This window comes from Kytococcus schroeteri (assembly GCF_042433515.1).
Taxonomy (GTDB): domain Bacteria; phylum Actinomycetota; class Actinomycetes; order Actinomycetales; family Dermatophilaceae; genus Kytococcus; species Kytococcus schroeteri.
The window spans coordinates 278,901-290,483 of sequence record NZ_JBHLVH010000013.1 but is presented as its reverse complement, the minus strand read 5'-3'; the positions used below and the strand labels follow the sequence as shown (position 1 = coordinate 290,483).

General features: G+C 71.8%; 11 protein-coding genes. 1 reads left to right on the top strand and 10 read right to left on the bottom strand.

Annotation, left to right across the window (positions count from 1 at the left end):
- Positions 1–205: 205 nt before the first annotated feature.
- A complete protein-coding gene (locus ACFFHC_RS07060; RefSeq protein WP_070703898.1) occupies positions 206–517 on the top strand; it encodes a cupin domain-containing protein in 312 nt (103 codons plus the stop codon).
- A gap of 48 nt (positions 518–565) precedes the next feature.
- Here ACFFHC_RS07060 and dnaE read toward each other — a convergent pair whose 3' ends face one another.
- From dnaE to ACFFHC_RS07010, 10 genes are all read right to left on the bottom strand, one after another.
- On the bottom strand, positions 566–4,132 hold the full coding sequence (gene dnaE / locus ACFFHC_RS07055; RefSeq protein ID WP_101850099.1) for a DNA polymerase III subunit alpha: 3,567 nt from the start codon (positions 4,130–4,132) through the stop codon (positions 566–568).
- An 80-nt stretch (positions 4,133–4,212) separates the two neighbouring features.
- The gene (locus ACFFHC_RS07050) at positions 4,213–5,358 is read right to left on the bottom strand and encodes a hypothetical protein (RefSeq protein ID WP_379804122.1); all 1,146 of its coding nucleotides are present in this window, start codon (positions 5,356–5,358) and stop codon (positions 4,213–4,215) included.
- 110 nt (positions 5,359–5,468) lie between these two features.
- Complete coding sequence (locus ACFFHC_RS07045) at positions 5,469–6,398, bottom strand: RluA family pseudouridine synthase (protein WP_070703905.1); 930 nt, start codon at positions 6,396–6,398, stop codon at positions 5,469–5,471.
- Complete coding sequence (lspA, locus tag ACFFHC_RS07040) at positions 6,395–6,895, bottom strand: signal peptidase II (RefSeq protein ID WP_237769719.1); 501 nt, start codon at positions 6,893–6,895, stop codon at positions 6,395–6,397. Before lspA ends, ACFFHC_RS07045 begins: the two co-directional genes overlap by 4 nt.
- A gap of 59 nt (positions 6,896–6,954) precedes the next feature.
- Positions 6,955–7,695: a TraR/DksA family transcriptional regulator gene (locus ACFFHC_RS07035; RefSeq protein ID WP_238138230.1), complete on the bottom strand. Its 741-nt coding sequence runs from the start codon at positions 7,693–7,695 to the stop codon at positions 6,955–6,957.
- A gap of 212 nt (positions 7,696–7,907) precedes the next feature.
- The gene (locus tag ACFFHC_RS07030; RefSeq protein ID WP_101850102.1) at positions 7,908–8,804 is read right to left on the bottom strand and encodes a DivIVA domain-containing protein; all 897 of its coding nucleotides are present in this window, start codon (positions 8,802–8,804) and stop codon (positions 7,908–7,910) included.
- A gap of 109 nt (positions 8,805–8,913) precedes the next feature.
- Positions 8,914–9,207, bottom strand: a complete 294-nt coding sequence (locus tag ACFFHC_RS07025) for a YggT family protein (protein ID WP_070705481.1) — start codon at positions 9,205–9,207, stop codon at positions 8,914–8,916.
- A gap of 2 nt (positions 9,208–9,209) precedes the next feature.
- The gene (locus ACFFHC_RS07020) at positions 9,210–9,758 is read right to left on the bottom strand and encodes a cell division protein SepF (protein ID WP_070705480.1); all 549 of its coding nucleotides are present in this window, start codon (positions 9,756–9,758) and stop codon (positions 9,210–9,212) included.
- Positions 9,759–9,884: 126 nt separating this feature from the next.
- Complete coding sequence (locus ACFFHC_RS07015; protein ID WP_070705479.1) at positions 9,885–10,661, bottom strand: YggS family pyridoxal phosphate-dependent enzyme; 777 nt, start codon at positions 10,659–10,661, stop codon at positions 9,885–9,887.
- Complete coding sequence (locus ACFFHC_RS07010; RefSeq protein ID WP_379804112.1) at positions 10,658–11,518, bottom strand: purine nucleoside phosphorylase YfiH/LACC1 family protein; 861 nt, start codon at positions 11,516–11,518, stop codon at positions 10,658–10,660. Before ACFFHC_RS07010 ends, ACFFHC_RS07015 begins: the two co-directional genes overlap by 4 nt.
- Positions 11,519–11,583: the final 65 nt, after the last annotated feature.

Below are 11,583 nucleotides of genomic sequence, written 5' to 3'. Positions count from 1 at the left end.
CGATGGCCAACCACTGGTCGAACCCCCTGTCCAACCACCTACCCCCACACTAGTACACACAACCGACCTAATGCAACCCCACCATCGAACATGTGAACGACCTGACGCCCGCGCCCGCACCACCACCCACCCTGTGGACACCGACCGGGTCCGTCCCTCTCGCTAGGGTCGCGACGGCAGCCACACCCCACCCGGAGAGGACCCCATGCGCTTCGTGACCGCCACCGACCACACCGCCGACCGCCCCTGGGGCGCCCTCGACCTGGCCACCGTCGACGGCGCCTCGGTCCGCCTCCACTGGACCGACGAGCCCTACGTCTGGCACGTCAACGACGGCGTCGAGGTGTTCGTGGTGCTCGACGGCGCGGTGGACATGCACTACCGCGCGGACGGCCGCGAGGAGGTGGAGCTGCTCACCCCGGGGCGCATCTGCATCGCCGAGGAGGGCGACGAGCACGTGGCCCACCCGCGCGGAGCCGCACGCATCCTCGTGGTCGAGCGCGAGGGGTCGGTCTGAGGCGCGGCGACCACGGCGGCAGCCTGCAGAGGCGGCGGCGCGCCCCGCTCAACCCACCGCCAGACAGTTCGGCCCCAGCAGCTGCTTGAGGTCACCGAACAGCGAGTTCGACGCCTCCACGCGCAGGCTGTCCTCCACCCGCATCACCACCCGGCGCCCGGGCTGGGTGAGGTGGATCTGCACCTCCGTGGGCCCGGGGTGCTCCGAGAGCACGGTGCGCAGCCTGTTCACCACCGCATCGGTGGTCTGGTTCATGGCCATGTGGATCATCACCGGACCGCGGGGCCCGTCGTCCAGGTCCGGCAGCCGCAGGTCGCTGGCGAAGATCGACACCCCGTCCTCACCACGCTTCACGCGACCGGTGACCACGCACACCACGTCCTGCGTGAGCATCGTGGAGACGGTCATGTAGGTACGCGCGAAGAATAGGCACTCCACCGACCCCTCGAGGTCCTCCACGGTGGCGATGGCCCACAGCTCGCCACGCTTGTTGCGCTTGGTGACCACCTGGGTGATGAGCCCGGCGATGGTGACCTCCGCACCGTCGGGCTTGCCGTCCTCGGAGTTGAGCACCGCGATGGTGCAGTCCGCCGCCCGGCTCAGCGCGTGCTCGATGCCGAACAGCGGGTGGTCCGAGACGTACAGACCCAGCATGTCGCGCTCGAAGGCCAGGAGGGTCTGCTTGTCCCACTCCATGTCCGGGATGGCCGGCATGCCGCCCAGCCCGCTGGACCCGCCCTCGTCGGACTCGCCCATGAGCGCGGCGAAGAGCGACTCCTGACCGCGCTCCTGCTCCTTCTTCTCCCCCACCAGGGCGTCCACGTAGGCCTCGTGCACGCTCGCCAGGGCCTGGCGCTGGTGGCCGAGGTCGTCGAACGCACCGGCCTTGATGAGGGAGTCGATGGTGCGCTTGTTGCACACCACCGCCGGGCACTTGCGCAGGAAGTCCTCGAAGGAGGTGAACCGCCCTTTCTCCTCACGGGTGGCGATGATGGCCTTCACCACGTTGCCGCCCACGTTGCGGATGGCCTCCAGACCGAAGCGGATGTCCTCCCCCACGGCGGCGAACTGGCCGATGGACTCGTTGACGTCCGGCGGCAGCACCTTGATGCCCATGCGGCGGCACTCGCCCAGGTACAGGGCGGACTTGTCCTTGTCGTCGCGCACGCTGGTGAGCAGCGCGGCCATGTACTCGGCGCGGTAGTTGGCCTTGAGGTAGGCGGTCCAGTACGACACCACGCCGTAGGCGGCGGTGTGCGCCTTGTTGAACGCGTAGTCACTGAACGGCAGGAGGATGCCCCAGAGCGTCTCGACCGACTCCTTGGAGTACCCGTTGTCGAGCATGCCGGCCTCGAAGTTGACGTACTCGGCGTCGAGCACCTCCTTCTTCTTCTTGCCCATGGCGCGACGCAGCAGGTCTGCGTTGCCGAGCGTGTAGCCCGCCAGCTTCTGCGCGATCTCCATGACCTGCTCCTGGTAGATGATCAGGCCGTAGGTCATCTTCAGGATCGGCTCGAGCGCCTCGGTGAGCTCGGGGTGGATGTAGTCCACCGGCTGCTTGCCGTTCTTGCGCAGCGCGAAGTTGGTGTGCGCGTTGGCGCCCATGGGGCCGGGGCGGTAGAGCGCGAGGGCGGCGGAGATGTCCTCGAAGTTGTCCGGCTGCATGAGGCGCAGCAGCGAGCGCATGCCGCCGCCGTCGAGCTGGAAGACGCCGAGCGTGTCGCCCCGGGCCAGCAGCTTGTAGGCCGCCGGGTCGGTCATGTCCTTGCTCAGGGCGTCGAGGTCGATCTCCTCGCCCCGGTTGGACTCCACGTTCTTGATGGCGTCGTCGAGGATGGTGAGATTGCGCAGCCCCAGGAAGTCCATCTTGACCAGGCCGAGCGTCTCGCAGGACGGGTAGTCGAACTGCGTGATGATCTGCCCGTCGGCCTCGCGCCGCATGATCGGGATGAGGTCGATGAGGGGCTCGCTGGCCATGATCACGCCGGCGGCGTGCACGCCCCACTGGCGCTTCAGGCCCTCCAGGCCGACCGCGGTGTCGAACACCTCGCGGGCCTCGGGGTCGTTGGCGTGCAGCTCGCGGAAGTCGATGGCCTCGGCGTAACGGGGGTGCTTCTCGTCGAAGATGCCCGAGAGCGGGATGTCCTTGCCCATCACCGCCGGCGGCATGGCCTTGGTGAGCTTCTCACCGGTGGCGAACGGGAAGCCCATCACGCGGCTGGCGTCCTTGAGGGCCTGCTTGGCCTTGATGGTGCCGTAGGTGACGATCATGGCCACGCGGTCGCTGCCGTACTTCTCGGTGACGTACTTGATGACCTCGGGGCGGCGGCGCTCGTCGAAGTCGACGTCGAAGTCCGGCATCGACTGACGCTCGGGGTTGAGGAAGCGCTCGAAGATCAGGCCGTGCGGCACCGGGTCCAGGTCCGTGATGCCCATGGCGTAGGCGCACATCGAGCCGGCACCACTGCCACGCCCCGGACCCACGCGAATGCCGTTGTCCTTGGCCCAGTTGATGAAGTCGGCCACCACGAGGAAGTACCCGGGGTACCCCTTGCCGATGATGACCTCCTGCTCGTACTCCGCCTGCTTCAGGGCGTAGTCGGGCACGGTGTCGCCGAAGCGGCGCTTCAGGCCGGTCTGCACCTCGTGGATGAACCAGGACGTCTCGTCGTGGCCGTCGGGGCAGGGGAAGCGCGGCATGTACCGGCCCTCCCCCTCGGTGAACTCGACATTGCACCGTTCGGCGATGAGCAGGGTGTTGTCGCACGCCTCGGGCAGCTCGCGCCACAGGTGGCGCATCTCCGCGGCGGACTTGATGTAGAACTCGTCGCTGTCGAACTTGAACCGGTTGGGGTCCATCAAGGTCGACCCGGACTGCACGCACAGCAGGGCGCCGTGGGCCTTGGCGTCCTCCTTCTTGGTGTAGTGCAGGTCGTTGGTGGCCACCAGCGGCAACTCGAGCTCCTTGGCCAGCTTGAGCAGGTCGGCACGGACGTTCCGCTCGATGTCGAGCCCGTGGTCCATGAGCTCGCAGAAGTAGTTGTCGCGGCCGAAGATGTCGCGCAGGTCGCTGGCGGCCTGCAGGGCCTCGGAGTACTGCCCCAGGCGCAGCCGGGTCTGCACCTCGCCCGAGGGGCAGCCGGTGGTGGCGATGAGCCCCTTGCTGTAGCGCTCCAGCAGCTCGCGGTCCATGCGGGGCTTGAAGTAGAAGCCCTCGATGGAGGCCAGCGACGAGGCGCGGAAGAGGTTGTGCATGCCCTCGGTGGTCTCGGCCCACAGGGTCATGTGGGTGTACGCACCGGATCCGGAGACGTCGTTGCGCCCCCCGTCGCCGTACTTCACACGGGTCTTGTCCGTGCGGTGCGTGCCGGGGGTGACGTAGGCCTCCACTCCGATGATGGGCTTGGCCTGGTACTTGCGCGCCTTGGACCAGAACTCGTAGGCACCGAACACCGAGCCGTGGTCCGTGGTGGCGATGGCGGGCATGCCCATCTCGTCGGCCGTGGCGAACATGTCGTCGATGCGGGCCGCACCGTCCAGCATCGAGTACTCGGTGTGGTTGTGCAGGTGGACGAAGTTCTCACCGGTGCCGGAGGTGGGGGTGGGTGCGCTCATCGCGGGTCATCCTACGACCGGCCACCGACAGCCTCCGGGGGCCGTGGGAACCGGTCCCACGACCCCCGGAGGGAGCCCGCTCAACGCCCCGGCGAGGCGCCGGAGGGCGCCCGGACGACGTCCGTCACGACGAGGTCACCGGGCACGGAGTGGCCCAGCGTCCGCTCGTGCACGTGCTCGGGGTCGTCGAACGCGAACCACCGCAGCAGCAGGTGCTCACGCTCGGTGACCGCCATCTGCGCGGAGCCCTGGTCGAGCGAGAAGTGGGCGCTGCCGCGCTGGTGCTCGTCCACGACGAACCGCCCGATGCGCCGCGCGTCGGAACCGTCCGCCGAGGCCGCGGCGACGACCCCGTCGTGGGTGACCCAGACCAGCTGGTCACCCCACCGGGCCAGGTCCAGCACCCCCATCCTCCGACGGACGGCCCGGTCCCCCGTCATCGGCACCGTCCTCACGTCACCCCGGACCGAGGTCACCACCCGCAGCTCCTCACCCGACCCCGCGGAGGCGAAGCCGGCCAGACCCGTGCCCCGGCCCCGGTGGCACACCCACTGCACCGTCGTGGCCCCCTGCAGGTACCTGCCGCGCAGGACGGAACGGCCCACCTCCTGGACTCCCCCGTCGGTGTCGATGCGCAGCTCGGTCAGGTGCTGCGCCGCGGAGTCACTGGCTCCGTCGTCGTCGACGAGAACCCGGTAGTCCTTGCCGCAGGACCATGCCCCCACCACGTACCCGTCGACCTCCACCCGGGCGTCAATCCCCTCGGGATCGATCACACTGCCCGTGAACGCGTACCCCCGGCCTCCGGACCGGGTGCCGGCGTTCTTCAGCACCAGGGTCGTGTCACCGACACCGGTGACGGTGACTCCGCCCACCTCGTCCTCGTCGGAGGGCGGCAGGTCACCCACCCCGGGAGCCCCACCTGCCACGGGGAGCAGCACCTCCTGCTGCCGGGCGGGCACCACGAGCTGGTCGCCTGCGACCACGGCGTCGGCGTTCTCCAGACCCGCAGTGGGGTGCTCGGCGACCACGTCCCCGGCATCGTCCACCAGCACCACCTGACCGTGTGGGTGCCCCCCATCGGCGTCCAGGGAGGTCTCGACCACGGCCACCGACCACGGGGGCAGCGACGTGGTCTCCTCCTGGGACCCCTCTCCGCTGCACCCGGCCACCAGACCGACCACCGCCCCCAGACCCACGACCCGTCGTGCCCACACCCATCGCATCGGCGCTCTCCCGTCCCGGCGCACCTCCTGACGGTGCCGCTCGTCCCGAGCAGTAGACGCTGCAGCGCCGGTGGGAGCTCTCCCCCTCAGGGGGGGGCGGCGGGCGCGACTCAGCCGCGGAGCTGGTCGATGGCCGCCTGCAGGTCGTCGGGGTACTCGCTGGTGAAGGTGACCCACTCCCCCGAGCCGGGGTGGGTGAAGCCCAGCTCCACGGCGTGCAGCCACTGGCGCTCCAGCCCGAGCCGCTTGGCCAGGGTCGGGTCGGCCCCGTAGGTGGGGTCACCCGCGCAGGGGTGGCCCATCGCGGAGAAGTGCACGCGGATCTGGTGGGTGCGCCCGGTCTCCAGGTGCACCTCCAGCAGGGAGGCCGCGCGGTGTGCCTCGAGCAGCTCGTAGTGCGTGATGCTGGGGCGCCCGGTGGACATGACGGCGAACCGGTAGTCGTGCCCCGGGTGGCGGCCGATGGGGGCGTCGATGGTGCCGCTCAACGGGTCCGGCAGGCCCTGGACCACCGTGTGGTAGGTCTTCTCGACCGTCCGGTCGCGGAAGGCCTGCTTGAGTACCGTGTAGGCACGCTCGGACTTGGCCACCACCATGAGCCCGGAGGTGCCCACGTCCAGGCGCTGCACGATGCCCTGGCGCTCGGCGGCGCCCGAGGTGCTGATGCGGTAGCCCTCCGCGGCCAGCCCACCCACGACGTCCGGGCCCTTCCAGCCCACCGACGGGTGCGCGGCCACGCCGGCCGGCTTGTCCACCACGATGATCTCGGTGTCCTCGTGCACGACCCGCATGCCGGGGATCGGCTCGGTGCTCGGCAGCACGGGCTGCGCCTGGTTCTCGGCCGGGAGGGTCACCGTCACCAGCTCGCCGGCCAGCAGCCGGTCACCCTTGCCCAGGGCCTTGGAGCCCATGACCACGCCGCCCTCGGCGGCCACGTCGGCCACCCGGTTGCGGGAAAGTCCCAGCAGCCGGGAGAGCCCGGCGTCGACGCGCTCGCCGTCCAGCCCGTCGGGGACCACCACGGTGCGGGTGTCGCTCATGCTCGCTCCTCCTGGTCGGCGCGGGTCGTCGCCTCGGTCTCGTCGGCCTGCGCGGTGGGCTCCACGCCACGCAGGGCCTGCAGCACGATGAGGGCCGCACCGCAGGTGACGCCGATGTCGGCCACGTTGAAGATCGGCCAGTGCGGCAGCATCAGGAAGTCCACCACGTGGCCGCGCCCCACGCCGGGCGCCCGGACGAGGCGGTCCACCAGGTTGCCCGCCGCGCCGCCGGCCACGAGGCCCAGCGCGAGGGCCCACAGCGGGCTCACCACCCGCGTGCTGAACCACAGGATGGCGCCGGTGACCAGCGTGGCCAGCACCGTGAACACCCACGTGGTGCCGGTGCCGAGGCTGAACGCCGCGCCGGGGTTGAACACCAGCCGAAGCTGCAGCAGCTCCCCCAGGAGGGGTCGGGTGACGCCGCGCTCGAGGCCGCTGAGGGCCCACTGCTTGGTGGCCTGGTCGAGGACCACCCACAGCGCGGCGAGACCCGCCACGAGGGGCAGGAAGCCCCCGCGGCGGGTCGTCGGACGAGTGGTCTGGGTGTGGGACGCGTTCAGCGTCGCTCCTGGTGCTGCTTGCATGGCATGCACAGGGTCGCACGCGGGAAGGCCTGGAGCCGCATCTTGCCGATGGCCTGGTCGCAGTTCTCGCACCGGCCGTAGGTGCCGTCGGCGATGCGCCCCAGCGCCGTGGTGGTCTGCAGGAGCATGGAGCGGGAGTTCTCGGCCAGCGACATCTCGTGCTGGCGCTCGCTGCTGAACGACCCGGCGTCGGCCTCGTCGCCCTGCGAGCCCTGGCTGCTGCTCACGAGCTCGTAGAGGTCGCTCTCGGCGATCTCCAGCTCCTGGGTGAGGCGGGCGAGCTCGGACTCGAGCTCGGTGCGCACCTCGGCCAGCTCGGCCTTCGACCAGGGCTCCTCGGCCTGGCCGACCACGAGCTCCTTGGCCTTGGCCGCCTTGCGACCCGTGAGGCGCTCGCCGACGGTGGACTTCTTGGCCGGTGCCTTCTTCGCGGTGGTCTTCTTCGCCGTGGCCTTGGTGGCGGGGGACTTCTTCTCGGCAGCCTTCTTGGCAGCCTTCTTGGCGTCGGCCTTGGCCGTGGACTTCTTGCCGGCGGCCTTCTTGCCGGCGGCCTTCGTGGCGGTCGCCTTCTTCGCCGTCGCCTTCTTCGAGGCCCCCTCGGCCTTCGCGGCCGCCGGGTCCTTGGTGGCCTTGGCGCCGGCCTTCTTCGCCGTCGCCTTCTTGGCGGTCGCCTTCTTCGTCGGCGTCTTCGTGCTCGCGGTCGTCGTCGCCACCGCATCTCCTCGGTTCGGCGGGCCGAACCGATCCGGCAGACCCCTCGCGAGGGGCGTCGCCTGCGGCCCTGGTACCCGTGCTCGGCGCTCCGTTCCCGGAACGATTGCGGGAACCATAGGCCGCAGCAGCGGGTGGGCCAAACCCCTCACCGGATCGTGCCCAAATCGTCACCTCGTGTTCGGCGCGCGTTCACCGGGGACGCGAACCGACCTCAGCCCCAGAGGGAACTGGCCCCCGTGACGCGCGGCGCGGAGGCCGGACGCCCCTCCACCGGGGCCTCGTCGACGCCCTCGACCGGCCCCGAGGACGCCACCTCGGACGGCGCGGGCGCGGGCGCGGGGGTCGGCTCCGGGGTCGACGGGGCGGCCAGGTGACGGCGCTGCTCGGCCGCCCAGTCCGCGAACTCCTGGGCGCGGTCCCGCAGCATCGCCTCGGCCTCACGCAGCCGCTGGCGGGCGTCGGTGATGCGCACCTCCAGGGCCTCCAGCCGCCCGGTGGTGTGCTGCTCGCGCTCCCGGGCGGACTCCTCGGCGGCCCACACGTGCTCGTCGTGCAGACGCTGCGCGGCCCGCAGCAGGTCGCCCGCGGCGGCCCCCTCGTCGCCGGCCCGCTCCACCCGGTCGGCGGCAGCCGCCAGCCCGGCCACCCGCTGCTTCACCCGCTCCAGCTCGGCCTCGGCCCGCTGCTGCTCCTGCCGCACGGCCTGGATGCGGTGGTGCGCCTCGAACTCCGCGGTCTCCGCGGCGTGCATGGCGGCCATCACCCGCTGGTCGGCCTCCTGGCGCGCCGCCTCCGGCGAGCCCAACCCCGCCCCGGCACCCGCCGGAACGAACCCGTCATCGGCCATCTCGGCGGACCCCATGCCCTCGCCCCAGGCGGTCCCGCCCGGCTGCGCGGCCTCCACCGGGCCCTCCCAGCCCCCCGCGAAGGCGGGCGCACCCCCCTGCTCGTACACCTTGTCGCGCAGCGCCTCGTTCTCCGTGATGAGTCGACGCAGCTCGGCCTGCACGCCGTCGAGGAACTCGTTCACCTGCGCCTTGTCGTAGCCGGGGCGCAGACGCGTCTCCTCGAACTCGCGCTCGAACAGGTCGTCGGGGTTGAGGGCCATGCTCGTCCTCCTGAGGGGTCGACTTCCCGGCGAGTCTGCCACGACGACGCCCCGCCGACCGAGGGTCGACGGGGCGCGTGTGGACGGGCACCCGGGGGCGCCCACCTCCTCAGAGGAAGGCCAGCGGGTTCACCAGGTTGAGCAGGAGCATGGTGCCCAGCGCGAGCACGAGGAAGCCCAGGTCCAGCTGGATCTGTCCCAGGTTCAGCGGCGGGATGGCGCGACGCAGCGCCTTGAGCGGCGGGTCGGTGAGGGTGAAGACCCCCTCGGCCAGCACCAGCACCGGACCCGACGGGCGCCAGGACGGGGCGAACGAGCCGACCCAGTCGAACACCATCCGCAGCAGCAGCGCCCAGAGGAACAGGAAGAGCGCCAGGTGCACCAGCGCCAGCACGACCGCCACGGTCAGGACTGGGCGGTCGGGTCGCCCTGGCCGCCCTCGGAGGAGACGCCCTCCGGGGAGAGCAGGAACACCTTGTTGGTGATGCGGTCGATGGAGCCGTACAGGCCGAAGACCAGGCCGGCGGCGAAGTCCACGAGGCGCTTGGCGTCCCCGTCGGAGAGGTCGGTGAGGTTCATGATGACCGGCACGCCCTCACGGAAGCTCTCGCCGATCAGCTTGGCCTCGTTGAACGTGGCCGGGTGGATGGTGGTGATGCGGTGGATGCCACCCATGGGAACTCCTGCGGTGCGACGGGACTCGGGACGGGCCGGGGACGGGGCGTGCTCACGACGGTCCGGGACGGCCGCGACGGGGCGCGCCTCGGGACGGCTGCGGCGCTCGGGATCGGGCTCGTCACCCAGGGCGTGCGCGCCCGAACCCTCCCGGCGGGCGTCGCGCTCGTCGACCTCCACGGCGTCCTCGTCGTAGCGGTCGTAGTCGTCGTAGCGGTCGCGCTCGTCGATCTCGGCGAAGCCCAGCAGCTCCATCGTCCTGTTGAAGACACCGGCCATGTCTCGCTCCTAGCTCCCGGCGGGTCGTGACGGGCATCGGGTGGGTGGTCCGGGCGCCGACCTGCACCCCACCCCGGGGGGGCACGGGCACCGGCACCACCGGGCACGCCGACGCGCGGGCCAAGGCTAGCCCAGCGCCGGACGGGCCCCCATGATTGCCGACCCCACCCTCACGTGTGTCGCCCCGGCGGCCACCGCTGCCTCGAGGTCGCCGCTCATGCCGGCCGACAGCATCGCGGCGCCGGGGTGCTCGGCCAGCACCTCCTGGTGGAGGCCCGCCAACGCCTCGAAGGCCACGGCCGGCTCCACCGAGGGGGGCGCCACCGTCATCAACCCGCACAGGTCCAGCGCCTCGGCCTCGGCCACCTGCTGGCACAGGGCCAGCAGCTCCCCGGGGTGCACTCCCCCGCGGCCGGCATCCTCCTCGGCTCCCTCCAGGAGCGGGGCGAGGTCAACCTGGACGCAGACACCCAGCCGCCGCTCGTGGCGCTGGGCGGCGCGGTCCAGGGCCCCCACCACCTTGGGGCGGTCCACCGAGTGCACGAGGTCGGCGTAGCCCGCCACGGACCCCGCCTTGCGGCTCTGCAGCTGGCCGATGAAGTGCGTACGCACCTGCTCGGCCAGGAAGCGTTCGTCCTCGGTCAGCAGCGTGGGCCACTCGGCCGCCTTGGCGCTGGCCTCCTGGTCGCGGTTCTCCCCGATGTCGCGCACGCCCAGCCGCGCCAGGCGCGCCACGTCGTCGGCGCCGAAGAACTTGGTGACCACCACGAGCGTCACCTCCGAGGGGTCGCGACGGGCGTCGCGACAGGCCGCCGCGATGCGGTCGCGGGTCGCCTCCAGCCCGGCGGCGAGCTCGGCTGTGCGCTCGTCGGGGTGGCCGGTGCCGTGGTGGTCGGTGCTCACGCGCCCTCCTGGTGGGTCGGTGCCACGAGCCGCACCGCGCCGGCCAGGCGCCCGGTGCCGCGGTCGCGGCGGTGGCTGAACAGGTCGTGCTCCTCCATCGTGCACCCGTGGACCCACTCGCGCAGGTGCACCCCGGCGCGCGCCAGCTGCTCCACCACGCCGGTGGCCACGTCGATGCTGGGGGTCCCCCAGGCGGTCCGCGCCGCGGACACCGGCTCGGTCCCCAGCGCATCGGCGCGCATCTCCTCGGGCACCTCGTAGCAGCGGCCGCACACCGACGGACCCACCACGGCCTCCAGGCGGTCGGCGCCACGCTCGCGGAGGGTCTCCACCGTGCGGGTCACCACGCCGGCCAGCATCCCGGGGCGGCCGGCGTGGGCCGCGGCGGCCAGCCCCCGCTCGCGGTCCACCAGCAGCACCGGCGTGCAGTCGGCCACGACCACCATCGCCGCCCCCGGCTCGATGCCGGCGGCCAGGCGCCCCGCGGCGTCCACCACGAGTCCGTCGGACTCCGGCAGCACGTGCGACCCGGCCGGCACGTGGGCGGTGGACTCGGCGTCCACCACGCGCACCCGCGCCCCGTGCACCTGGTGCATCCAGTGCAGGTCCTCCAGCCCCACGCCCAGGCCGCGGGCCACCGAGCGGCGGTGGGCGGTGACGCGTCCGGCGTCGTCGCCCACGTGGTCACCGAGGTTGAACCCGGCCATCGCGCCCTCGCCCGGGAAGTGGTCCACCGCGCGGCGGGTGAACAGCCACTCCACCCCCCACAGGTCGTCGGCCGGGGGCAGCGACTCCTGCCACCACACGGGGGCCGGCGCCAGGGGTGCCGGGCGGGCCGGGCTGCGGAACGCGGTCACGGCGTCTCCTTCTCGGGGGGCGGCTGGGGTCGGGGCCATTGTGCCCACCGCACGTCACAGGGGCC